This window comes from Gimesia sp., assembly GCF_048262075.1.
GTDB lineage: Bacteria > Planctomycetota > Planctomycetia > Planctomycetales > Planctomycetaceae > Gimesia.
The window spans coordinates 14,738-41,289 of record NZ_JBLXFK010000008.1; the positions used below are offsets into that span (position 1 = coordinate 14,738).

At 50.2% G+C, this 26,552-nt stretch carries 20 protein-coding genes; 13 read left to right on the plus strand and 7 right to left on the minus strand.

What is annotated here, in order from left to right:
• The first annotated feature begins 265 nt into the window (after positions 1 to 265).
• Positions 266 to 1,597: a hypothetical protein gene (locus ACN0YH_RS16265; RefSeq protein WP_417380632.1), complete on the plus strand. Its 1,332-nt coding sequence runs from the start codon at positions 266 to 268 to the stop codon at positions 1,595 to 1,597.
• Positions 1,598 to 1,692: 95 nt separating this feature from the next.
• Here ACN0YH_RS16265 and ACN0YH_RS16270 read toward each other — a convergent pair whose 3' ends face one another.
• From ACN0YH_RS16270 to ACN0YH_RS16285, 4 genes are all read right to left on the minus strand, one after another.
• Entirely contained in the window at positions 1,693 to 2,025 is a 333-nt protein-coding gene (locus ACN0YH_RS16270; RefSeq protein ID WP_417380633.1) for a hypothetical protein, read from the minus strand.
• A 423-nt stretch (positions 2,026 to 2,448) separates the two neighbouring features.
• The gene (locus ACN0YH_RS16275; RefSeq protein WP_154933907.1) at positions 2,449 to 2,781 is read right to left on the minus strand and encodes a hypothetical protein; all 333 of its coding nucleotides are present in this window, start codon (positions 2,779 to 2,781) and stop codon (positions 2,449 to 2,451) included.
• Positions 2,782 to 2,944: 163 nt separating this feature from the next.
• Positions 2,945 to 3,268 carry a hypothetical protein gene (locus ACN0YH_RS16280; RefSeq protein WP_154933905.1) on the minus strand — a complete coding sequence of 108 codons (324 nt, stop codon included), beginning with the start codon at positions 3,266 to 3,268 and terminating at the stop codon, positions 2,945 to 2,947.
• A gap of 819 nt (positions 3,269 to 4,087) precedes the next feature.
• Entirely contained in the window at positions 4,088 to 4,417 is a 330-nt protein-coding gene (locus ACN0YH_RS16285) for a hypothetical protein (protein ID WP_417380634.1), read from the minus strand.
• A gap of 655 nt (positions 4,418 to 5,072) precedes the next feature.
• Between ACN0YH_RS16285 and ACN0YH_RS16290 the strand changes: the two genes are divergently transcribed.
• Positions 5,073 to 5,942, plus strand: coding sequence for a formyltransferase family protein (locus ACN0YH_RS16290; protein ID WP_417380635.1), 870 nt, complete (start codon positions 5,073 to 5,075; stop codon positions 5,940 to 5,942).
• Positions 5,943 to 5,950: 8 nt separating this feature from the next.
• Here ACN0YH_RS16290 and ACN0YH_RS16295 read toward each other — a convergent pair whose 3' ends face one another.
• Complete coding sequence (locus ACN0YH_RS16295; RefSeq protein ID WP_417380636.1) at positions 5,951 to 6,637, minus strand: uracil-DNA glycosylase; 687 nt, start codon at positions 6,635 to 6,637, stop codon at positions 5,951 to 5,953.
• Between the two features lie 289 nt (positions 6,638 to 6,926).
• Between ACN0YH_RS16295 and ACN0YH_RS16300 the strand changes: the two genes are divergently transcribed.
• The gene (locus ACN0YH_RS16300; protein ID WP_417380637.1) at positions 6,927 to 7,409 is read left to right on the plus strand and encodes a hypothetical protein; all 483 of its coding nucleotides are present in this window, start codon (positions 6,927 to 6,929) and stop codon (positions 7,407 to 7,409) included.
• 33 nt (positions 7,410 to 7,442) lie between these two features.
• On the opposite strand, the gene ACN0YH_RS16305 is transcribed toward ACN0YH_RS16300, so the two are convergent.
• On the minus strand, positions 7,443 to 9,164 hold the full coding sequence (locus tag ACN0YH_RS16305) for an SMP-30/gluconolactonase/LRE family protein (protein ID WP_417380638.1): 1,722 nt from the start codon (positions 9,162 to 9,164) through the stop codon (positions 7,443 to 7,445).
• 412 nt (positions 9,165 to 9,576) lie between these two features.
• Here ACN0YH_RS16305 and ACN0YH_RS16310 point away from each other — a divergent pair, with 412 nt between their 5' ends.
• The 5 genes from ACN0YH_RS16310 (at position 9,577) to ACN0YH_RS16330 (ending at position 17,194) form a co-directional block, all read left to right on the plus strand.
• Positions 9,577 to 10,128 carry an NUDIX hydrolase gene (locus ACN0YH_RS16310; protein ID WP_417380639.1) on the plus strand — a complete coding sequence of 184 codons (552 nt, stop codon included), beginning with the start codon at positions 9,577 to 9,579 and terminating at the stop codon, positions 10,126 to 10,128.
• A gap of 96 nt (positions 10,129 to 10,224) precedes the next feature.
• On the plus strand, positions 10,225 to 11,340 hold the full coding sequence (locus ACN0YH_RS16315) for a pyridoxal phosphate-dependent aminotransferase (RefSeq protein ID WP_417380640.1): 1,116 nt from the start codon (positions 10,225 to 10,227) through the stop codon (positions 11,338 to 11,340).
• A 160-nt stretch (positions 11,341 to 11,500) separates the two neighbouring features.
• On the plus strand, positions 11,501 to 13,192 hold the full coding sequence (locus tag ACN0YH_RS16320; protein ID WP_417380641.1) for a serine/threonine protein kinase: 1,692 nt from the start codon (positions 11,501 to 11,503) through the stop codon (positions 13,190 to 13,192).
• A gap of 219 nt (positions 13,193 to 13,411) precedes the next feature.
• Entirely contained in the window at positions 13,412 to 15,136 is a 1,725-nt protein-coding gene (locus tag ACN0YH_RS16325) for a SpoIIE family protein phosphatase (protein ID WP_417380642.1), read from the plus strand.
• 57 nt (positions 15,137 to 15,193) lie between these two features.
• Positions 15,194 to 17,194, plus strand: coding sequence for an ATP-dependent DNA helicase (locus ACN0YH_RS16330; protein ID WP_417380857.1), 2,001 nt, complete (start codon positions 15,194 to 15,196; stop codon positions 17,192 to 17,194).
• A 23-nt stretch (positions 17,195 to 17,217) separates the two neighbouring features.
• Here ACN0YH_RS16330 and ACN0YH_RS16335 read toward each other — a convergent pair whose 3' ends face one another.
• A complete protein-coding gene (locus ACN0YH_RS16335) occupies positions 17,218 to 17,628 on the minus strand; it encodes a hypothetical protein (protein WP_417380643.1) in 411 nt (136 codons plus the stop codon).
• 450 nt (positions 17,629 to 18,078) lie between these two features.
• Here ACN0YH_RS16335 and ACN0YH_RS16340 point away from each other — a divergent pair, with 450 nt between their 5' ends.
• The 5 genes from ACN0YH_RS16340 to ACN0YH_RS16360 all read left to right on the plus strand — a co-directional run bounded on the left by ACN0YH_RS16340 (position 18,079) and on the right by ACN0YH_RS16360 (position 26,512).
• Entirely contained in the window at positions 18,079 to 19,236 is a 1,158-nt protein-coding gene (locus ACN0YH_RS16340) for a serine/threonine-protein kinase (RefSeq protein ID WP_417380644.1), read from the plus strand.
• Positions 19,237 to 19,432: 196 nt separating this feature from the next.
• Positions 19,433 to 20,344, plus strand: a complete 912-nt coding sequence (locus ACN0YH_RS16345) for an SGNH/GDSL hydrolase family protein (protein ID WP_417380645.1) — start codon at positions 19,433 to 19,435, stop codon at positions 20,342 to 20,344.
• Positions 20,345 to 20,415: 71 nt separating this feature from the next.
• Positions 20,416 to 23,901 (plus strand): PVC-type heme-binding CxxCH protein, encoded by a 3,486-nt coding sequence (locus tag ACN0YH_RS16350; RefSeq protein ID WP_417380646.1) that lies wholly within the window; start codon positions 20,416 to 20,418, stop codon positions 23,899 to 23,901.
• Positions 23,902 to 24,045: 144 nt separating this feature from the next.
• Positions 24,046 to 24,666, plus strand: coding sequence for a hypothetical protein (locus tag ACN0YH_RS16355; RefSeq protein WP_417380647.1), 621 nt, complete (start codon positions 24,046 to 24,048; stop codon positions 24,664 to 24,666).
• A gap of 352 nt (positions 24,667 to 25,018) precedes the next feature.
• Positions 25,019 to 26,512 carry an aldehyde dehydrogenase family protein gene (locus tag ACN0YH_RS16360; RefSeq protein WP_417380648.1) on the plus strand — a complete coding sequence of 498 codons (1,494 nt, stop codon included), beginning with the start codon at positions 25,019 to 25,021 and terminating at the stop codon, positions 26,510 to 26,512.
• Positions 26,513 to 26,552 lie beyond the last annotated feature (40 nt).

Genomic DNA, 26,552 nt, shown 5'->3' on the forward strand with positions numbered 1-26,552 from the left:
AACGATTATAAAGTAGATCATGCAACAAGCTCTTCACTAAAAAGAGATAACCCCCTTTTTTCCTCAAGTTGCCGAAACTATGTGATCTATGCTTGAGTGCTAAATAGAACAACCCGCTGTGATTTTGATTTTTCCGTCCGGGACGTCAGCTTTTGATTTGCATCTTTTTTCAGGTCATGTCAATAATGCAGGCAGTCATAGATGAGACGGAAAATCGGAAAACGCACACTTTCATCATGTGACGAACTTTTTTGGAGGGGGAAAAATGAAAAAGATTATGGCCTTAGCATGTGCCGCCGTGGCAATGCTGGCTGTCAATGATTCGGCGCAAGCCTGCAGGTATTTTGGAGCAGCCAGTTATAACTGCTGTCCCACGACTGCCTGTCAGCCTACAGCCTGTTATACCGCTTGTCGTGTCGAGCGGAAAACATGCTACCGTACTGTTTATGATCAGGTTGCAGAACCTCAACAGTACACGGCTTATCGCACCGAATACGAGACAGTTTACGAAGACAAGCAGCAAACCTGTTATCGCATGGTGAATGAAACGGTTTACCGCGATGTCGAATATACGGTTCAAAAACCTGTATATGAAACATCAGAGCGGGAAGAGCGTTACACTGTTCGTCGACCTGTTGTGGAAACAAAGTACCGTGATTGCAGTTATCAGGTACAGCGGCCTGTCTGGGAAAACCATGAACGCGAGTGTCGACGTACTGTGATGCGACCGGTTGTGGAAACCATCGAACAGGAATGCCGTCGAACCGTCATGCGACCTGTAACGGAAACGGTCAACCAGGAACGGTGCTATACGGTGATGAAACCGGTTACCACGTACCGTACCGTACATCGTATGCAGGGTGTCTGGGAAACAAAGCAGATTACCAAGCCTGGTAAATGCCGTCCCTGCTGGTCAACGGATCCATGTGGACGTCCCGTGATGACCATGGTTCAGGTACCAGGACGCACTCACTGCCGAAAGGTCTGGCGACTGAAACGTGTTGCCTGCCAGGTACCTTGTACCAAGTATGTGCCGCAAGTGGTTCGCCAGAACTGCCCGGTACAGGTAACTCGTTACGTACCTGAAGTGATTGTGAACAAAGTCCCTGTAAAAGTCTGTAAAATGGTACCTGAAGTGGTTGTGACCAAAATTCCCTATCGGACTTGCCGCTGGGTTACGGAAACAGTCGCTCAGAAGGTTCCTTACCAGACCTGTAACTGGGTTTGTGAAGAAAGGGTACGTAAAGTTCCTGTGCAAACCTGCAAAATGGTGTCAGAAAAGTGCAGCCGCAAAGTCGCTGAATGCGTCACGCGGAAAGTGCCTTTCACTGTCACACACCGTGTTGCCCGTTGTGTACCTAAACAGGTTCCTGTAACCTGCACGCGGTATGTTACCAAATGTGTTGCCCGTAAGGTTCCTTACGAAGTCTGCACAATGGTTCCCAGCACAGTCTGCCCGACAACTGCCTGTGCTACTGGTAACTGTAATCTGGCTCCCCAAAGTCGGGAATCAGCAAAACCAGTTGTTCCAGAACCGCAGCCAGAACCAGAAGCAAATCCGGAACTCACTCCTGTCAAGCCGAAAGTATCTGCATAACAGGACACTGGATTCGCGTGTGATGTAATTGAACAGAGGCAGGTTTCATTTGAAACCTGCCTTTTTTTTACGTTGAATTGTGAGACTGGATCTTCTTACCAGCCTTCAGTCCCGATACTTGAAGTCCCGGTAACGAGATCACAGCTGGTATTCAGGTCACAGTCATCGTACGCATCTTTAAAGTGACTGCCTGCCACATAGCTTTTGCTTTTACCATGAGAACCGGCCTGAAACCCGGTGAAGCAATAGGACTGATTGAGAGCGCCGATGGCATTGGAAACGTCGTTTAATTCCGTATTCACGGCAACAGCGACTTCGCTTAAACCAACGATCATCGCCAGAACAGCAATCGTCAGAACCAGTACTAATTCCGCAGAGATCACGAAACCAGCTTCTTCATTGTACAAACGCTGAACGATACGCAACATGAGAGAGTCCCCTTACTTAATCATAAAGTGCGCCGACAGTGAAATGCGTGTTCAACCGGCGGCAGTGTGAGAGAGAGTTTTGAATGTGAGAGAGTATTTCCGCTTGTAAAGTTTGATCGATGAGTGGTTGCTTATAGATCAGCTTACGGAAACCTGATAATGCAGACGGTATGCCAGAGGGATGTAATCTGCTGACGATGGCAGATACGTGACTCAGGCTATGTTCTAGCCTGTCAAAGACTTAGGTTGTGTCTGGAGAAAGGAGAATCGGGTGGGAACAGATGCAGGTGGGGCATGAAAGTGTTAAACAGCCTGAACATCAGGGCTAAACAAACTGTAAGAGCGTGTAATCGAAAAAAAGAACCGGCGGAAGATCCGCCGGTTCAATGAGAGAGTTAAATTGTCGCTCATCTTTACTAAGGTTTAGTACCGTTCATCCACTGTCAGACCGAGAGTACCGGTCACCAGGTCGCAACTGGTGTTTACATCGCAGTCATCAGCAGCGTCGTTGAACTTTGAACCAGAGTAATGGCTTTTGCTTTTGCCATCGCAGCTTGAGCTGGCTGCAAATCCGGTGAAAGCGTAGCTTTGGTTGAGAGAGCCGATTGCATTGGAAACGTCATTCAACTCGGTGTTGACCGCAACAGCGACTTCGCTCAGCCCAACGATCATAGCCAGAACGGCGATGGTCAAAACGAGAACCAGTTCAGCTGAAATTACGAATCCACATTCATCTTGCCATAAAGCCCGTAACATAATTATATCCCCTTGTGTTTTTAATTGTCTATGTAGAGAGAAGTTTGAGTAGAATTAAGTAAGTTGGTTGAAATTCCAGATGGCGGAGTTTCATTTTTTTCTGGTAAAAACTCTGTTCAGGAAGTCCCTGAACAGAGTTGTGCAGAGTTGACTGAGCTCCAGATTAAGGAGTTTCAGAAACAGTCAGTCCGAGAGTACCTGTAACCAGGTCGCAAGTTGTGTTAACGTCGCAGTCATCAGCAGCGTCGTTGAACTTTGAACCAGCGTAGTGGCTCTTAGCTTTTCCGCCAGTACCAGCGAAACCAGTGAAGGCATAGCTCTGGTTCAGTGATCCGATTGCGTTTGAAATGTCGTTCAGTTCAGTGTTTACAGCAACAGCAACTTCGCTCAGTCCAACGATCATAGCCAGAACAGCGATGGTCAAAACGAGTACTAATTCAGCTGAAATTACGAAACCTGCTTCATCGTTCCAAAGTTGATTTAACATCTTAGTGAGTTCCTTGGTCTTAAAAAACTAAATTGAGAGACGAGTTTGTGGTTTGCTTTCCGAGAAAGAAAGCAGCCCACGACATATCGATAAATCACGCAATGGCGAAATTTATCACTTAGCCAGATTGAGAGACTACGCTCCATTCAGGCACTTTTGTGAAATCACCGGCCCGCGATTTCACAGCACAAACTGCAGTTTTGTTTTCATCAATATTTTGTAAATCGCACGTCATGACCCGCGGAGCAATGGAAGCCCATAAATGGTGCCAATAGCATCATTCGCATTGAATGCTCTCTCACCTTCATGCAATGCCGTTGGCTTCTCTTCTTCTTTCGGGGACAAATCACTAAAAAGGAAGAAGCCTCAACACGGGTCACAACGCAGCGAATCAATCAGTATCTGTTTTATTGGGATCTAAATTTCAGTTATTGTTTTCATTCAGTCTTGTTGCAGATCTCATAACGCAGTCGTTGTGCCATTTGTCCGGTGGGGAGGCGTTGTGAGAAGTCCACAAGGCATGTGGACCTGAAGAAACGCGATTTGAGAATCGCTATAACTGTAATCAAACTTGCGATTTACAGAATCTGTCGGGAAGGGGGCCAGCAGGGCGCAGAAATTTTGACAGGTTGCATTCGGGCAACAGGCATTATCAAAGATTTTAAACAGTCTGTAAAAGAGACTGTGAATCAAATGCGTTTTTTTTGAAACATCGGAACCCTGGAAGAGGCAAACCCCTGCCAGAGTTCCGGATGAGTCGAATTAACTGATTATATCAGTTTCTCTCAATTCGCACCTTAAGACCAAGGTGTAGTCGTTTTAGAAGGTAGTACCTTCAGCAGCAGTAACAACGGCAGTACCAGTAACCAGATCACAAGTTGTGTTCAGGTCACAGTCATCAGCAGCGTCTGCAAAGCGTGAACCGGCGTAATAGCTTTTGGCTTTTCCGCCATTTCCAAGAAAACCAGTGTAAGCATAGCTCTGGTTGAGGGCTCCGATTGCGTTTGAAATATCGTTCAGTTCAGTGTTTACAGCGACAGCGACTTCGCTCAGGCCAACAATCATGGCCAGGACAGCGATGGTCAGGACGAGTACGAGTTCCGCAGAAATAACGAAACCAGCTTCGTCGTTCCAAAGTTGATTCAACATGTTTGAGTTCCTTGTGTTTTACTTGAGAGTAACGTTTTTGTTTTCGGCCCTGATCGAGAAACCATGAACCGCGAGAGACAACCCGGAGGCAAACACGCTTCCGAGTCCTGGCAATGGTCATCACCAAATCGGAAAGACCTTGAGAAGGTCTACCTGAGACTTCGATGACCACAGGGAAGCTGCAGGCCAGAACAAAAGGTGAGAACCGGTTCACTCACAATAAGCCTGGGGTCAGAGGTGTGGAGTACACATTCTTCCCCTGCGAAAATCCCATTTTGCCAGTTATGCAGATTGCATAGACCATGCCGAAGGAACAATCTTCATAAGCCCTACAGTATGCAAAACACGCAAGTTTTAACTAACGCCTTTAATGAGTGCAGCTTAACAGGAACATTTACTTGAGTGGACAGTAGTGAAGATTCAGCAGGCCAGCTTGATTTTGTAAGGAATCTGAAACACTTCTTTACATTTCGTGTTTACGAAATCCAACAAAAGCTTACATTGAACAGGATTGATTCGCATGGAAGACGATTCTGTTTTCCGCGGTTGGATGCAGCAGGGGCTGGGATGGTGATGTGATACAATTAGTGACCGGGTAAGCAGATCTAATGACCCGGATGAGCATTTCTACAATTTGTGAAAGCGTGAAGACAACATGCAGGTAACGATTACAGCCGTCGGACCGGATAACCGCGGATTAGCCGACCCTATCGTGCACTATGTGACCGGTGTCGGGGCAAATATTCATGAAATTCAGATGTATGACCATGATTCAGAACGTCTGTTTGCGATGCTGTTGCGCATCGACTGGCCGACTGAAGTCGAACCCATCTCAGTTTTACGTGAGCGGATCATGCAGATAGGAACCCAAAAAGGTCTGACACTGCGTGTCTGGGCTCGTGAGGAATACGAACGGCCCCCCCGAATTGCCATCTGCACGACTTATCGCAGTGAACCGGCAGAAGCGGTGTTGAATGCGATTGAAGCGGGAGTGATCAATGCGACTCCCGCAGTCATCATTGGAAATCGGGACCGATGTAAGTCTCTCGCGGATCGGTATCAGCTTGATTTTCAGAATATCGGCGATGATCGGGGAAATCCGGATAATGCCAGGATGGTGGAACTGTTTGATACCTATGAAGTCGATTATGTACTGCTGGCCCGTTATATGCGTGTGCTGCCTCCGAGTATCTGCTGGAGTTTTGCCGGCGGACGGATTATTAATCTGCATCATGGACTGCTTCCCTCGTATCCCGGATTCCAGCCATACGAAGATGCTTTCAGCCATCATATGCTGACTTTTGGCGCCACCATCCACTTTATTATTCCAGAACTGGACGCGGGCAATCAGATCATTCACCAGAATGCCTTTACGGTATCACCGGGAACTTCGCTCAAAGAAATCAAACGGATCGGTGAAACGGAACACGAGCCTGAATGTCTGGTGGAAGGGGTGCGCCGCGTGATTGATCAGGAAGTGGAACTGCATTTCCATCGCGTGGTCGGCATAGAAGGAAAAAGCTGAAACGGCCTTTACTGCCTATTCATCTTCTGTTTGATCAAATCAAAGATCGAATCAAACATGGGTTCGGTCAATCGGCCCGTAAACGTGTTCTGCTGACTGGGGTGATAGCTGCCGACGAGCCAGTGCCCGTCAGGAAACTGATACTCAGCACCATGCGAGAATTTAGGTCGCTTTCCGGTAAGTTTTTCCTGTCTTTTTTTGAAGTCCAGCACTGCTTTCCAGCCGATTTGCCCGAGTGCCAGGAAGACCTGAACCGGCAGCAGCTCCACAGTCTGCTCGAGCCAGGGGTGACAGTTTTCAATCTCTTCTCGCGTCGGTTTGTTAGCTGGAGGTGCACAGTGGCAGGTGGCTGTGATGGCGCAGTCACTTAATATGAGTCCGTCAGATATATGTTCTGCTTCAGGCTGGCTGGCAAACCCTGCTTTAAACAGGGCACGATACAGCCAGTCCCCACTGCGATCGCCAGTAAACATGCGGCCCGTGCGGTTGGCTCCATGGGCTGCCGGGGCCAGACCCACAATCAGCAGTCGGGCCTCTGGATCCCCGAAATTGGGCACGGGTTGCCCCCAGTAATCCCAGTCCCGGAAGGACTTTCGTTTTTCCGATGCAATTTTCTGACAGTGGGCCAATAAGCGTTCACACCTGGTGCAGGCAACGATGTTCTGATTCAATTGATTCCACTGTGAAGCAGGCATGGATTCCTCAAGACGATCAACGTGATGTACGCTGTCGGAAGTGTATATTATAACAATTAGACTAATCGAGACGATTAAATGCGAATTATCTGCACTATCAATACCAGCAAACAGGTCGAGTCGTCAAACCGGACTCTATATTTAAAAAGAACATTTTAAATTCGAGGCTTGATAATTCGTCTCAGTCCGCTTTAGGATGGTGGATACGTTATTCTATCGCCGACTGTGAGTCGGCATACGCGCCCGCATCAGATTTACTGCTTTTGATCTCGTTTCAGGAACAGCAATTGTGTCAAGACTACAACTTCCGTTGATCTCATTGGTGGCTGCCATCCCGGGTGGCTTCTTAGCCTATCTGCTGGTAATGTCATTTTTAAACCATGCAGAATCAATGCCGACCATGCTGCTGGCGGTAGCAGGTACCACTCTACTGATGAGTGGTGTTCTGGTACTGTTGCCCATCGGGGCACTGATCTTTGGCCCTAAAGGGGGCGCCAAGAAAAAAGGCAAAGATAATGTGGAAGAAGATTCATTTGACGAAGATGAGTCAGGCGATGAAGAACTGGTTTCTGATTCTGCTGCCGAGCTGTCCGGAGAGTTCGAAGAAGATGAGTTCGACGAAGCGGATGATGACATGTTCGAATCAGCCGGCGATCTCGAGATCGGTGATGATTTTGATGATGCTGAAGTCAGTGGGGAAATGTCAGATAGTGAATTCGACTTTGCGGACGATGAATACGAGTTTGACGAAGATGAAGAAGAGGACAAATAAACTTCATCCCCTTCTTCTTGTTGTGTTAACACCTTAATTCAAATTCTGCTGAAAGAACTGGTCCATATCTTCGACCATGTCCTTAAACCAGGGCAGCTGATTCCAGCAGCCATGTTTGCCTTGGGGATAAACTTTAATGCCAGTGGTGACGCCAAGCAGTTTCAGTTTTTCGCGCGATGGCACATTGCGATCGGGGTTGTCGAACTCGCCAGTCATGAACAGAAGCGGTGGGGTTTTCTTGTCGAAATGCAGGTAGGCATCACTGATCTGATACAGTTCGGGGGCCTCATCAATCGATTTTCCCAGCCACTGGTTAGAATAGGATTTGTCGCCGCTCTTGCGGGAACGTTCAGCAACAGTGCCGGAAGCCATTTCCATGGGACCGGCCATCACAATCGCTGCCTGCAGTTTTGAGGATTGATCCGGGTAGCCGGCATCTCCCTGCAACTGTTTCTCATCAGGAGCAGCCGCCATCAAGCCGACCAGATGTCCGCCGGCAGAGCCACCGACAGCACCAATCTGTTTCGGATTGACGTGATACTGTTTGGCTTCTGCTCTCAGAAACCGGACTGCCGCATTGCAGTCTTGTATTCCCGCAGGAAATTTTGCTTCATGTCCCAGGCGATATCCGACGGCCATTGTGACATAGCCACGTTCACAAAGTGCGACCGCCAGGGCGCGGAATTTGGTTTTATCTCCATGCATCCAGCCTCCGCCATGCACAACGACGACTGCGGGGAAAGGGCCTTTCCCTGTTTTGGGTACGAAAATATCGGCCAGCAGTTTCCGGGTTCCTGTCTGGCCATAGACAACATTCAAATGGGGTGTGACGGATTCCGGAACTGTGGTGGCGGGACGTTTTGTATTTCCGTTTGTTGCAGAGACCGCAGGTTCCGGCATACAGCCATAGGCATTCATGCGCTGACGATACAGGCCTCCAAAGCCGGTGATGTAAAGCGAACGCATGTCGGAATCGCCGAAGGCACAGTTGATGGGGCGTGTGGGCGTAGGGATTTTCGCCAGAAGTTTACCCGCGGGATTCCAGATCCAGATGTCAGCGGGACCGGCACAATAGACATTGCCGGCGCGGTCGACGGTCATCCCGTCTGCACCTTTGTCCGGGCCGGAATCCATTTTAGCAAACAGGCGTCCGTTCTTTGTGACGCCGGGGCTGGTGACATCATAGGCCCAGATTTCTTTAGGAACGTAGGCAGCGACATACAGGGTATTCCCATCCGGCGACAGAATCAGCCCATTCGGAGTTTTGATATCTTTGACGGCGACTGACTGTTTGCCTGCGGGAGAAATCCAGATCACTTCCCCTGCACCTGTGAGTGTGTAGTAGATGCCTCCCTGTTGATCGACGACGAGATCATTGGGTTTGCGGGGCGGTTTGGCATCCGCGGGTTGACCGGCGATCGGAGTTTTTGTTTTCCCATTCAGCACACAGATCTGGCTGTTTCCATTATCGGAGAGGAAGAGTTTACCATGATTGAAATAGCTGGCACTGATCCGGCCGGCGTCATTCAGAAAGACCGAAACTTTTCCCGTGCGAGGAAAGTAACGATACAGTTTGCCCCCCTTGACATCCGGGAAATACAGGCTGCCTCCCCCGTCCCAGGCGGGGCCGTCTGCCAGGCCGAAGTCACTGGCAATCGTTTCCAGCGGGGAAGCGGTATCGACAATGGAGTCTGCTGCCAGGGCATGATTCAAGAGTAATGTGAATGTGAAGAGTAATAGAGCGAGCGGTTTCATAGATGTTTCCTGGTGTCTGAGAAAAAGAAGTTCCCAATGAACATAGTCAGCTTATTTTGGCCGGGGAAGCGGTTTGACGGGTGGTTGAAAATTTGACTTGTGCTTCCCCATCGCAAGTGTAGCAAAAACCGTTGAGGGCACATACAATCGGGACGAGAAGAAGTCTCAAGGCGGGTTGCCTGGAATTATGAGCGAACCTCTGCTGAATTTTATGTATCATTTTTTTATACATCAAACCAGCGCCTCTGTTCTGATGGTAAATGTGAAATTGAGAGAATCAGGTTTCCATTCTCAATAAACTGAATCTGCAGATCAATCGTTAAGGGAGCGAATGAGCCTGTTCTCTGCAAGAAACATGATGAGCCTGTTTGGGCCCCTCTGTCTGTCTAATGGAATTAATTGAGAGATCATTATGAGCGATGAAGGTCAGGAATCCGATCAGACGATCATTGAACGCCGTTTTATCAGATTGGTCCAACGGGGACGCTGGGAGTTTGTGCAGCGTGTCAACACGACGGGAGTCGTCTGTCTGTTTCCGCTGACGGTTGATCAGCGGGTAATTCTGGTCGAGCAGTACCGACCACCGGTGGATGCGAACGTGATTGAATTTCCTGCAGGTCTCGCGGGTGACATTGCTGGTCAGGAAGAGGAGTTACTGGAGACTGCCGCTGCCCGGGAACTGCTGGAAGAAACCGGTTACCAGGCGGGGCAGATGGTGGCGCTCGGATCCACGGTATCCTCTGCGGGCCTGACGGATGAAGCGGTTGATTTTTTTCTTGCGCTGGATTTGCAGAAAGTCGGTGCCGGGGGCGGAGATGAATCCGAAAAAATTACAGTGCACGCAGTCCCGTTTGCAGAGATAGAAGGCTGGCTGGAGGATGCGCGGCAACGGGGATGCCTGCTGGATGCCCGGATTTATGCCGGACTGTATTTTATCACGAAGCATATTCAGAAAAACGTGTAAGCGGTTCCTGCATTCTTTGCATGAAAAGCATATGATAAACTGCAGGTAGCAAAGATGATCAATTCAGCCTTTTAATACATAGAGAACGAAAATCAAATGAGTGAAGAATGGATCGCCGACCGGATGCATCTGATTGATGCGTCTGGCATACGTAAAGTATTCGACCTGGCAGCGAAGATGGAAAATCCGATCAATCTGAGTATCGGACAACCCCACTTTGACACGCCTGATTCCATTAAAGATGCGTTGTGTCAGGCTGTGCGGGATGGCAAAAATGCCTACAGCCAGACACAGGGGATTGCACCGCTGATTGGGAAAATCCAGGAGCAGGTCGATGAGACCTATGGTCACGCTGATCGCCAGGTCTTTATCTCCAGTGGCACGAGTGGTGCGTTGATGCTGGTATTAAATGCGCTGGTCAATCCTGGTGATGAAGTGATCATTTTTGATCCCTATTTCGTGATGTATACACACCTCACACGCGTGGTGGGGGGGAAGCCGGTTTTCGTGGAGACCTACCCTGACTTCTCGATCGATATAGAAAAGGTCCGCGCTGCGATTACCGATCGCACGAAACTGATTCTGTTTAACAGCCCAAGTAACCCGACCGGACATGTGGCTTCTGAGGAAGAGACGAGGGCGCTGGCTGAGCTGGCGGCGGAAAAGAATATTGCGCTGGTCAGCGATGAGATCTATCGTTCCTTTTGTTATGACGCGCCGTTTGTGAGTCCGGCTACCTATAACGAAAATGTCATCGTGATCGATGGTTTCAGTAAATCGCACTCTATGACCGGGCATCGACTGGGTTTCGTGCATGGGCCCCAAAGCGTGATTCAGCAGATGATCAAGCTGCAACAATACACGTTTGTTTGTGCGCCGCATCCGGTGCAGTGGGCAGGGCTGGCCGCTCTGGAATGCGATATCTCTGATCGTGTGGAAGAATACCGGGAAAAAAGGGATTTGATGCGGGATCTACTCTCCGAGAAGTACGAGATCTCGGGGGCTCAGGGGGCATTTTACATGTTTATCCGCACTCCCTGGGGGACGGCAACTGAATTCTGTACCGCCGCGATCCAGAATAACCTGCTGATCATACCGGGTAATGTGTTCAGTGGTCGGGATACGCATTTTCGGATTTCGTATGCTCAGGAGAACCCCGTATTGGAGCAGGGAGCCGCAATTTTGAACCGTCTGGCAGACCGTCCAATGTGAATAATCCGTTAACCACTTGATTAAGTTCCGGCTGCCACCGGTTTTTTCAGACAAATAAAAACTTTCTCTATACCTGAAAGGGTATCACCTCTATTATGGAGAGAGTGTGCAGCTTTCTTTCAGTGATCAAACGACTTACGATACTGCCAGATAACAACTTATGCCATCTGAAAAGCCGCAGAATAAGACCAGGAAGGTTTCCGCTGAAACCTCTGATGATAGCTCTGTCTCTCCCGTTCGTGAGTCAGAAGGGATGCGTGTGCCCCCAACGTCCAGTTTCGTGGAATCTGATTCCTCACAGGAAACGATCTATCGTACCCATGAAAGCACACAAAAGTTGTATCCCCCCACCGAGTCTGTGAGTCTAATTGGCAAACAGTTGGGAGATTTTAAGATCTTACGCAAGCTGGGGCAGGGGGGAATGGCCACCGTGTACCTGGCCGAGCAGGTTTCGCTCAAGCGAGAAGCTGCCATCAAAGTCATGCACAGTGAGCTGATGAGTGATGAAACGCATGTCAGGCGATTTGAACGGGAAGCCAAGGCCGCTGCAGGGCTGACTCACCCTAATATCGTCCAGGTTTATATGACGGGCGATTTCGAGGGAACGCATTATATCGCGCAGGAATATGTGCGTGGCGTCAATCTGAAAGAGCATCTGGCTCGAAATACTCCGCCTGACTGTGCCTTGATCTTACGGATTATGCGACAGGCAACCGCCGCATTGAATGCCGCTGCAGAAAAAGGGATCGTGCATCGGGATATCAAGCCCGAGAATATCATGATCACCTCTAAAAAACTGATCAAGGTAGCTGATTTCGGACTGGCGCAGATTGGTCAGACGGAAGAACGGGTGAACCTGACCCAGGTGGGAACCACCATGGGAACGCCCCTGTATATGAGTCCGGAGCAGGTCAACGGCAGAACCCTCGATCAACGGAGCGATATCTATTCGCTGGGCGTGACCTGTTATCACCTGATTTCGGGGAAGCCCCCTTTTCATGGTGAGACGGCGTTGTCGATTGCTGTGAAACATCTGAATGAAGCGGCTTTCCCACTGAAAAAACGCCGTCCCGATTTGCCGGAAGACTTGTGTAACCTGGTGCACCGGATGATGGAAAAAAATCCGGACAAGCGGCCCGCGAATGCGACAGAGTTAATGCAGGAGATCAAAAAGATATCGGAAGAGAGTCCCGGGGTTCACAAACGCAGCTGGAGCGAACTGCTGCCTTTCCAGGGGAATCGGAGTTTTCAGAAACAGCTGCTGGCATTTGTTCTGGCGTCACTCTGCCTGGGAGGCGTGGCAGCAGCGGTGGGCTGGGTGAATCGACCGGGCAATCCACTGGAGGCGCCCTATCCGACTTCAGAGAATCAAAATTCGGAATTGGCAATCATTCCCCAGGAAGAAAGCCCGTCTCAGCAGTTTCTTCTGGCAGCCCGCCTGGGTAACAGCGAGGATGGCTGGCAGGCCGTGATTAAGAACTATCCGGAAGATAAGATATACACTCCCCGGGCTAAAATCAGGCTGGGCGTTCTGCTGATCAGACCAGGGCGATATGAGGAAGCCAAGGCGATTTTTCAGGAACTGGTGAATTCAGGACAGGCTGACCAGGTTACCAATGGCTATGCGGGTTTGATGGCTCTGGAGAGTCTCAATGGGCAGGCACGAAAATCCCAGGATATCTGGGAACTCTTTGTCAAAGATAATATCAATGGTTTGGATGCGGAATTACGGGATATCGTGATGCTGGCATTGGAGAGAAACCAGAAATCACCTCAGATTACAACCAAGGAAGATATGCAAAAGCTGTTTGAATCTTTTCAAACTGAAGAAGAGCAGAACTTTAACCCTTGATATCGGGATCTCGCTCTCTGAACGGGTTCTGAGAATCTTGGGGAGTCTCCGTGACGGAAGCGCTGTCATTTCTCAGAAAATGTTCTATAATAAGCTCTTGTACTGCATGGGCCGAGGATATTTCTGGATCTGTGAAGTGAGAAGGCAAATTCAGATAGAAGCCTCGGTTCCGGTCCGTTCAAATTTATCAGTCAAACTCCAGTCTAGTCGGGCACAACGGTGGCGATATTACAAATACTCAAAGGGAAGGTTCCCGAACAGATCGTCGAATTGAACGGCGAGCGGGTGATCATGGGGCGCCACCCGAATTGTGAGATCGTGCTCGATAATGTCGCCGTCAGTCGCTACCACGCTCAGATTCTGGAAAGCCACGGCTTTTTTTATCTGGAAGATCTGCACAGTCGCAATGGCACCCTCTTAAATGGAACCGTGATTGAAGGTCGAACGGAACTGCATGAAAACGATACCATCAGTATCTGTGACATTCAGATGCAGTTCCTTTTGGACTATCAGGAATCCCCTGATTTTATTGATTCCGCCATTCAGCAGACGCTGGAAGTCAACAGTCAGTCATTGAAACAGGACGCGCAACTTTCCCTGGATGACACGAATCCGAGTGAGGGCGTGCTGGACGGTTCCTCGATTATCAGCTCGCTCGATCTGAACACGAGCAGCCAGTTACGGATCAACGTTAAACCCGAAGTCAAACTGCATGCCGTGCTGGAAATCAGCCAGATTCTGAGTCGCGCCTTGAAACTGGATGAAGTACTGCCGCGAATTCTGGATGGTCTGTTCAAGATTTTCCCTCCCGCGGATCAGGGCTTTATCATGTTGCAGAGCCCGGAACGAAAAAAGCTGGTAGTGAAAGCAACCAAGGCCCGGCGAACTGAAGATGAAGATTCAATTCGCATCAGTACGACGATCGTCCGTCAGGCGATCATGAGCGGCTCTGCGATTCTGAGTGCGGACGCTGTCGAAGATGATCGCTTTAAAATGAGCGAGAGTATTACGTCCCTGCGGATTCGATCCATGATGTGTGTGCCTCTTGTCTCTCAGGGGGGGGACATTCTGGGAGTAATTCAAATAGCGACCCGTGATATTGGTCAGCAGTTTGATAAAGATGACCTGGACGTGCTCGTGGCGATTACCCAACAGGCAAGTCTGGCGGTTGAAAATGCGAAGTTGCATGAAGATCTGGTCAAACAGCGGGATATCGAACGCGATCTGGAATTTGCGCATCAGATTCAGCTGGGATTGCTGCCTCACAATCGTCCAAAATATAAAGAGTATGAGTTCTTTGATTATTATGAATCAGCCCAGAGTGTCGGCGGTGATTATTTTGATTACATCGAACTTCCCAACGGCAAACTGGCAGTGACGTTAGGTGATGTTGCGGGAAAAGGTGTACCCGCTGCACTGCTGATGGCACGTCTCTATGCCTCAGCCCGGTATCAAGTGCTGTCCCGAAATACCGCTGATAAAGCACTGGCCGAATTGAATACAGAAATTGCCTCGAATGGAGTCGGCCTGCGTTTCATCACGTTCATACTGGCAGTCCTGGATCCCAAAAAGCATACGGTTTCCATTGTCAATGCGGGGCATATGGCACCCCTGCTGAGAAAAAGCTCTGATGGCTCAGTAGAACCGATTGCACAGGAGAAGTCGGGGATGCCTCTGGGAGTCCTGAAGAAACAGGTCTTCCATGTAGAGACGATCACCCTGGAAAAAGGGGATACCCTGCTGATGTATACGGATGGGGTCACGGAAGCCATGGACCAGGACAATAAACTGTATCATCGGGATCGACTGGTCAAGTTTCTGAAGAGCGGTCCCGATTCCGTGGAGCCGCTCGTGAAGGGGCTGCTGGCGGACGTGGAACTCTTTTGTAATGATTCCGTGCAGAAGGACGACATCTGCGTGGTCAGTTTCCGTCGCAAAAAATAAAATTCTCTGGCAGTCCTCTCCTGAATGATCGGAGGTATTGCTGTTCTATCTCACCGGATGAGGCCCGTATTGACTACAGATGTACTTTCTATTCTTGGCAGCGATGGCAAGATCGCGCAGCGGCTCGAAAAATATGAACACCGTCCCGAACAACTGGAAATGGCGGAGGCTGTTGCCAACGCGATTGAACAGAAGCAGCATCTACTGGTAGAAGCGGGGACGGGTGTGGGAAAAAGTTTCGCGTACCTGGTACCCGCGATACTGGCGACCTGTAAACAGAATGAAACCCGTTCCGGAAAAGACCGAAAGCGGTTGATTGTCTCAACGAATACGATCAGCCTGCAGGAACAGCTGATTAACCGCGACATCCCGTTTTTGAATGCCGTGCTCCCTGTGGAATTTTCTGCGGTTCTGGTCAAGGGACGTTCAAATTATATCAGTCTGCGCCGATTGAAAGGTGCAGTGGAGCGAGCGAGCAGTACCTTTTCTAAAGAAGAAGAACTGAGCCAACTGGATCAGATCGTGCAGTGGTCCCATAAAACCAGCGATGGCAGTCGTGCGGATCTGGAGTTTCGACCCATTCCAAAAATCTGGGATGAAATTCAGAGCGAGCACGGGAACTGTCTGGGGAAACGCTGTGCGACTTACAACGACTGTTTTTATTATCGGGCGCGTCGACGTGTCTGGAATGCTGATGTGCTGGTAGTGAACCACGCGTTGTTCTTCTCCGATCTGGCGATTCGCAGAGAGGGAAGCAGCATTCTTCCGGATTACGATACCGTGATTCTTGATGAAGCACATACGATCGAGGCGGTTGCCGGAGATCATCTGGGACTGTCGATTACAAACAGTCAGTTCGATTATCTGTTTAACAAGCTGTATAACGACCGCACTCAGAAAGGACTGCTGCTGCATCACAACCTGATCGACTGTCAGCAGCATGTCACTCAACTGCGATTTATGGTGGAAGATTTATTCGATCATCTCCTGGAATGGCAGGACAGTTCCGGTCTGGCCAATCGCCGGATCAGGCAGTTGCCTCCGATTGAAAATGGTGTTTCGCAGGAAATGCGATTGCTGGCGGCCCGTATTGCTGAATATGCTTTCACTCTGAAAAATGAAGAAGAGAAAATCGAGCTGTCAGCTGCGGCTGAGCGATGTACCGCATTGGGAGACTCATTAAACAGCTGGCTGACTCAACAGGCAGAAGGCGACTCGGTTTACTGGGTGGAAACCACTCGCGGGCGAAATCAGCGGGTGAAAATGGTGAATGCGCCCGTGGATGTCGGTCCGGTGCTGCGAGACGAACTGTTTAACCAGGCACAGACCGTCATTTTGACCTCAGCTACGTTAGCGGTTGGCGATCAGGATTTCAGCTTTACGCGATCCCGCCTCGGATTGACTCAGTCTGAAGAATTGAAACTCGGCAGTCCGTTTGACTACCAGGAGCAGGTGCGGTTGATACTGCCCGCTTCGATGCCCGATCCCGGCGAGTCGCCGGCGGCGTATGAAGCGGCGGTTGCAGAGAAATTAAAGCAGTACATAGAGCAGACCGACGGGCATGCCTTCGCTTTGTTTACCAGTTATAAAATGATGCAGCAATGTGCTAACCGCATCAGTGGGTGGCTGTCAGAACACAATCTGGCTTTGTATCTGCAGGGAGAAGGTTTGCCTCGTTCTCTGATGCTGGAGCGGTTTCGTAATAATCCGCGCGGGGTACTGTTCGGTACCGACAGTTTCTGGCAGGGCATCGATGTGCCTGGGGATGCATTGACCAACGTCATTATTACCAAGCTGCCTTTCAGTGTGCCCGATCATCCCCTGCTGGAGGCCCGGATGGAAGCGATTCGGAACCGTGGCGGGAATCCGTTTATGGATTACCAGATTCCGGAAGCGGTCATCAAATTGAAACAGGGCTTTGGCCGACTGATCCGGACCGCCAGTGATTACGGGCAGGTCGTGATTCTCGATCCGCGCGTGCGAACCAAACGTTATGGAGAAAAATTTCTGCAGAGCCTGCCCGACTGCACATTGATTATCGATGAGCAGGATGCTTGATCATCAACGGTTTCCGGTTGGAATTATTCTGAACCGAAAACGATATCGCTGCTGCAGAAAGAACCGCCGAAATTGTTGGCCAGGGTAACGACCTGGTCCAGCCCATCCAGAAAAAGTGTGCGACTCAAGTCATTGAGCGGATGCAGGAAGACGGACCAGAGTACGCCATCGCCGATCGCGTAGCGGGCATCCAGAGAACGGTCAAAGTTGGCTTCCATTACATCCCACAGATCATCTTCTTCCAGGTCTTCTTCTTTGAGGATGGGGGTCATGGCGCGGACGCGATCGTGTTCTGCATCCACAATCAGAAACAGGACACGTTTGCCGTATTCTAATTTCCAACATCCCTCACCCGCTTCCAGGATGTTACCTACTTCATCAATCAGTTGTGAAATCGATTGCGCATTTAAAGTGGATTTGATCGTCGCAATCATTGTCCTGCTCCTTGAACAAATATCCTGAAATTTAGAAATTGGGGACCAGTTAAAAACAGGGTTGAACCTGACTTTCTGGTATCTTGTCCAAACCAGTAGTTTCAGGAACTCTGCCCTGTTTTTGTTAACAGGATGTGATACGATTCCTGTAACCGGGCCAATTTCAGTGTGCCTTCAATGTCTATTGTTTATCACTTCACTTCTAAAAAGCAACAATTATTTTGAATCGTGTCCGAATTAGAGAATGCGGCCAATTTCACATTCACCGATTCCTGATTATGATATGCGATTCAAAAATGCTCACGAAGTTCGATTCAAACTCAAAAGATCCTATAACGGAACTGAAGACACTATGAGTTTCGATTCAAATCAGTCTCAACAATAGCAGACACAATCCTGGTTTGGATTAATTCGGGAGGGATTTCATTCCTTAATTGACGCGGAATTACTTTGACTACTAATGAATCTTTACATCCTGTTTCGCTGGAAGAATTAGACCAGCAATACCAGTACCTGCTCGATGCCAATTCCCTGGATTGGCATAATCAGCGGGTGTTTTCCCGCTGCCTGGGGGTTGGTGGGCAGGGAGTGGTGTACCTGAGTGCTCGCGAAGGCGCTGATGGATTCCAGATTCCCGTCGCGCTCAAATTATTTTCTCCCAAACGTTACGCCGACTCAGCCGCCTATCAGACCGAAATGGCCCGACTATCGCAGGTTGCAGCTCAAGTCGCGCGTGTTCAGGAAAACCATCTCGTTGCCGTACAGAATTTTGTGACACGTAATCAAGTCTATATCATGGAAATGGAGTGGATCGATGGATATGACTTGCGAAGTCTGTTAACACCGGCGACCTTCAAGCAGATTCGTGAACAGGTTACGTCCCGTCGCTGGAGAAATATCAATAACAATGTTTTTACCAAAGGGGTTCAGCAACCGCGTCTGAAGCCGGGAATCGCAGTGTCGATACTTCGCGAGTGCCTGGCAGCGCTGGCGGCATTGCATCGCAACGAGATTATTCACTGTGATATGAAGCCGGCAAATATCATGCTCAAGCGGAGTGGGAATGCCAAGATTATTGATATCGGATCCGCCATCGATTTAAATAATCTACCTTCCACGCAACCCTGTACGCCAACGTATGCAGCTCCGGAAATTCTGTCCGGGGGAAGGGCAACCCCCCAGTCCGATCTGGCCAGTCTGGGATATATTCTGATCGAAGTCATCACCGGATTTCAACCATTTGCGAATCTGAAATATGCACAACTGATTAAAGCCAAACAGAATATTTTACAACAGCTTCCCCAATGGTTTCCTGCAGAGGAGTTTGCGCTCAGCGAACCGTTGATGAAACTGATCCATCGCCTGGTTCACCCCGATCCGGCAGAACGGTTCCAAACGGCGGAATCCGCAGATCTGGGTGAAGATGGCGCGGCGGAATTTCATCGACTGCTTGTCAAAAGCGATCTTCCCAGCGATTATGCAAACGAATTACGGCTCTGGATTGAGGAAGTTGAAACAGATTACTTTGAGGATGCCCAGTTGAACGCTGATCCGAATACAACCGTCTTCACAACACGTAAATGGCAGGAAGACAGTCAGAATCAATGAGCAGCGGAGTTCTGTGTCGCTGGCTTTGCCGTGATATCTTTACAAAGCTAATTAAACAGATGCGCTGAGCATTTGTTTTGAATCGTCAATTCCTGCCCTGTTTTTTGTATTTCCTGATTTGCTGTAACTCACACAGCCTGTTATTTTAGCGTAGAAGAACTATCCACTACTCAACTACCGTTATTGAGGTTTCTCCGTGAATCAGCGTCTCAGCATCTGCCTGCTTCTTTTTGTGTTTTTCTCCGCCTCCTCCGTTTCCGCGGCTCCACCTGCTTTGAGATTGAAATCGGGTGATCGGATTGTCTTTCTAGGCAATACCATGATCGAACGGTCACAGAAATTCGGGAGTTGGGAAAGTGTTTTTCTCCGCAGTTTCCCCCAGGCAAAGCTCTCGTTTCGCAATCTGGGCTGGAGTGGAGATACGGTCTGGGCGGAATCTCGTGGCATATTTGATCCGCCCGCCGTTGGTTATCAGCGCATGATCAAGCAGATCAACGAACTCAAACCGACCTATATTCTGCTGGGTTACGGGGGAAATGAAGCTTTCGCCGGTAAAGAGGGTTTACCTGCCTTTCAGGCACAGTTGCAGAAACTGATCAGTGATTTGAAACCGACTGGCGCGAAATTGATTTTTGTTTCTCCTCATCGTTACGAAAACGAAGGGGGGCCGCTGCCTGACCCGGCGAAACATAATCAGGATCTGAAATTGTATGCCGACATCCTGCAGCAGACTGCGGAAAAAGGAGATCATTATTTTGTCGACCTGTACTCACAGTTGATTCCGGAACCGAAAGGAGATCCCGGGGTCGAGTGGACAACGAACGGGATTCACCTGACGAAAGCGGGATACGAACGTGCTGCCGGCATGATCGCTGTTGATCTTGGTCTAAAGCCGATTGAACTTTCTCCTGCTGTCGCAGATGAAGTAGCCCAACTGACCTTCGATAAGAACCAGGAGTATTTTTATAACTGGCGTCCTCAAAATATTACCTATCTACTGGGTTTTCGCAAACATGAACAGGGGCAGAATGCAAAAGAGTTGCCTCAGTTCATTCCGTTAATCGAAGCCAAAGAAGCCGCGATCCACAGCCTGGTTTCCTCACATTAGCTGTCTCTGAAGTATCCCGACTCACGAATTACATCCCGACCTGTTAATAGATCTCTACAAGGATCGTTCCTGTGATAAATCAAGCCCCTTCATCATTTCAACGTCTTATCCTCAGTTCCGTCTGTCTATTGAGCCTGTTCTCTGTATCAACAGTCCGTGCCCAGCGTGACCTGACGGACATTCCCCCACCAGATCCGGAGTTGGAACGCAAGTCATTCAAAGTGGCTGAAGGGTTCGAAGTCAATCTGTACGCCGCCGATCCCCAGATCGCCAAGCCGATTCAGATGAATTTCGATGCACAGGGGCGACTCTGGATTGCCTCTTCCGAAATTTATCCACACATCAAGCCGGGTGAAAAAGCCAACGATAAGATTCTGGTGGTGGAAGATCAGGACGGAGACGGAACCGCAGACAAAACAACCGTATTTGCTGACGGCCTGTTGATTCCCACGGCGGTGATGCCCGGTGATGGGGGCGCGTATGTCGGAAACAGCACCGAACTGCTGTTTTTGAAAGATACCGATGGTGACGGCAAAGCGGATGTTCGTAAAACGGAACTGGCGGGATTTGGAACAGAAGACACTCATCATATTCTGCACACCCTCCGCCGCGGACCAGCAGGTCAACTGTTTTTTAATCAGTCGATTTATATCCACAGCCATATCGAAACACCGTATGGCGTGCGTCGGCTGAATGGGGGAGGCATCTGGAAGTATCAACCGGAGACAATGGACCTGGAAGTGGTCATGCGCGGCATGGTCAACAGTTGGGGGCATCATTTTGATCGCTGGGGGCAGTCATTCTGCACGGACGGTGCTTATGGACATGGAATCAATTATACATTCCCCGGTGCAGCCTTTGTGACAGCGGTCGGCATGGATCGGATTCTGAAAGGACTGAATCTCGGCTCTCCCAAACATTGTGGCCTGGAGATCCTCAGTGGTCGTCATCTGCCTGATGACTGGCAGGGGAATATGATTACCAACGACTTTCGTGGGCATCGTGTGTGCCGCTTTGTCGTAACCGAAAATGAAGCCGGGTATGTTTCGCGCGAGCAGGTTGAACTGATCAAAACCGATCATGTTGCCTTTCGACCCATTGATGTGAAGATGGGCCCCGATGGAGCGATTTACATCGCCGACTGGTATAACCCGATCATTCAGCATGGTGAAGTCGATTTCCGCGATCCCCGCCGCGATCATACGCATGGCCGCATCTGGAGAGTCACTTATAAAGGCAAACCGACATTACCACGACCGCAACTGGTGGATGCGTCAAACCAGGAACTGCTGGAAGCATTAAAACTGCCCGAAGAGTGGACGCGACAGAACGCCAAAAATGTGCTGCGGGAGCGGGGCCGGGAAAAAGTCGAAGCCGATCTGAAAGCCTGGCTGAAAGCACTTGATCCCCAGGATCCGCAGTTTGAACACAATCAACTGGAAGGCCTGTGGGTCGCGCAAAGCCTCAGCAGTGTGCAACCGGAACTGTTGAAACAATGTCTGTCTGCGAAAGATGGGCGCGCCCGTGCTGCCGCGATTCGTGTCGCCCGGCACTGGAAAGACAAACTGCCCGAGACGTACGCTCTGATTGCGCCCCTGGCGAATGACGAACATCCGCGCGTACGTCTGGAAGCAGTTCGTGCGCTTTCGTTGTACGACAAACCGACTGTGCTGACAGACGCTTACCAGGCGCTCGATCATCCGGCTGATGAATTTCTGGATTATGCCTTGTGGCTGACGACCCGCGAAACCAAATCGATCTGGCTGCCTCAGGTGCTGGACGGAACGTCGACCCTGCAAAAGCATCCGAAGAAGCTGCTGTTTGCATTAACGGCCGTCAATTCTCCTGAAGTCGCTCCGGTAATTACAAAACTGATTCAGACAGGCCAGATTCCGGACAGCGAACTGCAGACCAGTCTGAATCTGCTGGGGAAATTTGCCAACGCCGGCGATCTGCAGCAGCTGTATGAACTGGCTCTTAAACCGGAAACGAAGCCCGGCCATCAGGCGGCGATACTGCGTACGCTGGCTCACGCTGTTCAAGCAAGAAAAATACGTCCTACGGGAGAACTGGAAGCATTACAGCAGTTGTTTCGCTCGGAAAACCCGGCGGTTCAGCAGGCCGCGATTGAATGTGCAGGTCTCTGGAAGATTGCTTCATTGCAGCAGTCCATCCGTGAACTGGCGCAGTCTGATCAAGCCAAAGTGGAATTGCGAAAGACAAGTCTGCATGCCCTGGCACGTTTGGGAGGCAAAGAGAATCAGCAGTTGTTATTAAAACAGACTGAGAGTACAGAGTCAGAGGCGTTGGCAATTGCTGCGGTCGCTGCGCTGGCGGAGATGAATGTCAAACTGGCTGCCGCGCAGACTGTGAAACTGATGAATACCGTGACGTCGCCTGATCAATTAACCGCACTGTCAAATATCTTCCTGCAGCGTAAGGGAGGCACGGGAGTGCTGGTGAACGCATTGAAAGGCAAAACAATCGCTAAAGATGCTGCGATTCACCTGGGACGCTCGATTCAATCGACGGGCCGTTCGAATCCGGAACTGGCAAAAGCGATTGCCGTGGCCGGAGGATTGTCCAGCAGCGGGGCGCCTCAGCCGGTGAATCTTCCACCGGAGGAAATGGCAAACATGATCCATGCTGTCAAGACGCAAGGAAATGCGAAGCGTGGTGAAGCCATCTTCCGTCGGGAAGATCTGTCTTGCCTGAAGTGTCACGCGATTGGAGGCGCTGGGGGAAAAGTCGGTCCCGACCTGATCAGCCTGGGTGGCAGTTCCCAACCCGATTACATTGTCGACTCCCTGTTAAACCCCAATAAAGCAGTGAAAGAAAATTATAATGCGGTGACTGTGGTGACACTGCAGGGGAAAGTTTATTCGGGTGTGCTCGTGCGACGTTCAGACAGCCAGCTCGTGTTGCGGGATGTGAATGATAACATCATGAATATTCCCCTGGACCAGATTGACGAAGAAGCGCCGGCTGCATCACTGATGCCTGTTGGATTGCTGGAAAAATTGACTCAGCAGGAACTGACCGACCTGGTACGTTTTCTGACCGAACTGGGCAAAACAGACGCGTATACAGTGAGTAAAGACCGCGTGGTGCGTCGCTGGCGGGTGATGAAAGGGACGCCGGGCGCCATGAATGCGATTCGCCGTACGCGACATGCGACCGCAGCGACTGAGAATCCTGCTTTTGTCTGGGAACCGGCTTACAGCCGCGTGGATGGCAGTCTGCCTGTCCGCAAGTTCGATGAGATCGGCAAGCTGCATGTTTCAAACCGGGCGACAGGCGCAGCGTTTGTCCGCTGCGAACTGGAAGCACTCTCACCAGGCAAAGCGATTCTGAAATTTGATTCCGTAGATGGATTGAAGATGTGGCTCGGCGAAAAACCGATTGTCCTCAAACCGGAAACCGAAATCGAACTGACGAAAGGCGTGCATCGCCTGACATTCGCGATTGATCTCACCCCTGAACGCGACGTACTGCGACTGGAGTTACTCGATGCTCCCAGTTCGCGGGCTCAGGTGGAGATTCTTAATGGGAAGTGAGCTGAGAATCATCGCTTGGTTTTCAATTTGTAAACCGATGTAATCCAGAGTTGATCTTACTTTACGGGCATATATAGAATGTATGGCTTAGATTGAACATTAGTTTTCAAATTTGATTTAAGTCAAAAGCAAGGTTTCTATTCCGTGACGCCCCCCCCTCCCCGTCGAAGAAAACGCAGAACATCCAGTTCCTCTGAACCAGAGTATCAGTCCCCTCGCCGAAGAAAAAAGAAGCCGGGTTCCAGCAGCAAAAAGAAAAAAAAGCAGTCCGTCAATACTGCGGCACTGATCAAGATCGCTTTGTTTTCTGCCGGCGCACTGGTGCTTGTCGCCGGGGTGTTTATGGTGGACTGGCAGGCGATCGGGGAGGGTATAGGTCTACCCGGTAAATATGAAAAAATGCTCACACGGGAATTGGAACTTAAAGAACAGGCCGCTGATATGTTTGCCTCGATCACAGATGCTGCCAGTGCAGAATCAGCTGGTGACAGAATGGCAGAGTCCTCGGTTGAAGCGGTCCATCTGGAAGATCAGATCAGAAAATTCAAACGCACCAAGGAATATTCAGATCAAGAAGATCGCGAGATCAAAGAAAAACTGAAAGCACGTGATCAGGCAGCTGAAGCGAAAATCAGAACTGAGATGCAACGGTTGCAGTCGACTCCGAGTCTGGGACCTGCTCTGGCTAAGAGCGTTGGCCAGGCACAACTCGCGGCTTCTAAAGCCAGGATGGAATTGATGGAAACCAGAATGAAAGGTCAATAAACATCTGCTGTCAGCCAGTAATTCTTCACTTCTCTAGTAGAGCGGTGAGATGATCTTACTGGGGAGTGGCAGCGCTTTTGCTTACAAAGCGATACGCTCTGCCTGTAATTAAAATCGGTGTTTTGGGGGAGTTTAGACGGGCTTCTGAAAACTCAGGAGGCCCGGATCCTTCTAACTTAATCCGCGTTTACCGTTTAAATTTCAATGGGATTACGGTTATGATAAACTGCGGCAGCAGGAAGCCGTCGGGAAATAATAATGCAATAATCTGCCCTTTGATCAGTCATGGTGATATTTTAAAGATCGGGGCACGAAGCAGTCTTTACTGAAATTCATTGAACAGGAGCGCGCGATGTCAACAACTACTGCGAATGATCTGTATCCCGAAGTCCAGGCCTTTCTCGAGGGAGGACCGCTCAGAGGAGTCGTCGGCGGAAAAGAGATCGAATCCACGGGTGGCGAAACCTTTGTCACATCCGATCCGGGTTCGGGCAAACAACTGGCGGAGGTCTTCAGTTTTCAGGCCGCTGATGTCGATATGGCCGTTGATGTGGCGGATGCCGCATTCCGCAAAACCGGCTGGGCCAAACTGCCTCAGAATGAACGGAGTGCCCTGCTGCATCGTCTGGCGGATGCCGTCGAACAACAGAAACATGTGATCGCCCAGCTGGAGTCATTGGACGCCGGCAAGATTGAAGGTCAGGCGCAAGGGGATGTGCAGAACTTTGTCGATACGATTCGTTACTTTGCTGACCTGGCACAACACGTCCAGCGACGTTCGGTGCTGGCGGTTAAGAATCACGAAGCCTGGACCGTGCGTCAGCCTTACGGTGCCTGCGGATTTATCTTCCCGTGGAACTTTCCGTTCCTGTTGATCGGCTGGGGAATTGCGCCCGCTCTGGCTGCCGGTAATACGGTTGTCATCAAGCCAGCCGAAGATACGCCGATGTCCGCCATCTATCTGGCGCGACTGGCGAAAGAAGTGGGGATTCCCGATGGCGTGATCAACGTTGTACCCGGCGATGGTGCTGTCGCAGGAGCCGCATTATCTGCGAATCCCAAACTGAAGCGCATGTCATTCACTGGTTCTCCTGAAGTCGGTCGCATGGTGGCGGAAGCCTGCGGTCGTAACCTGGTTCCCGTCAAACTGGAACTGGGGGGTAAGGGAGCCGCCGTCGTGTTTAATGATGTCGACATTCCCGATACCGCAGAAAAGCTGGTGAATGCAATCACCTTCCACACCGGTCAGGTCTGCTGTGATGCGACCCGCTGGCTGGTTCACAAGAATATCTATGATGAATTCGTGAATGAATGTGTGGGACGTCTGCAAAAAGTACAGGTGGGCTATCAGTTGGATGACGCCTCGCAGATGGGACCTGTGGTCAACGCCAAACAGCATCAGCGCGTGCTTTCGTATCTGGAAAAAGGTCAGGCGGAAGGCGCCGAATGCGTGCTGGAAGGAGGCGCTGCGGAAGTCCCCGGTTATCAGGGCTATTATGTCAAACCGGCTCTGCTGGCAGGCACGCTGGATAATGTAGCGGCCCGGGAAGAAATCTTCGGACCAGTGGCATTTCTGGCGCCGTTTGAAAATGAAGAGCAGGCGATTGAAATGACCAATAGCACGGATTACGGCCTGGCCAACAGTGTCTGGACGTCCGATCTGTCACGGGCGGCCCGTGTTGCCGAAGCCATGTGTGCAGGGAACAGCTGGATTAACGCGCATAATGTGTTTGCCCACGGTATCCCTTATGGTGGTATCAATAAGAGCGGCATGGGGGGCGGCGTCCTGTCTGTCGAAACGCTGTTTGATTACTGGCGGAGCCTGTCCGTCGTACGTCCTCTGTAATCAGAGCCGCGTTTTCGACTCGGTAAACATTGTGAAACCC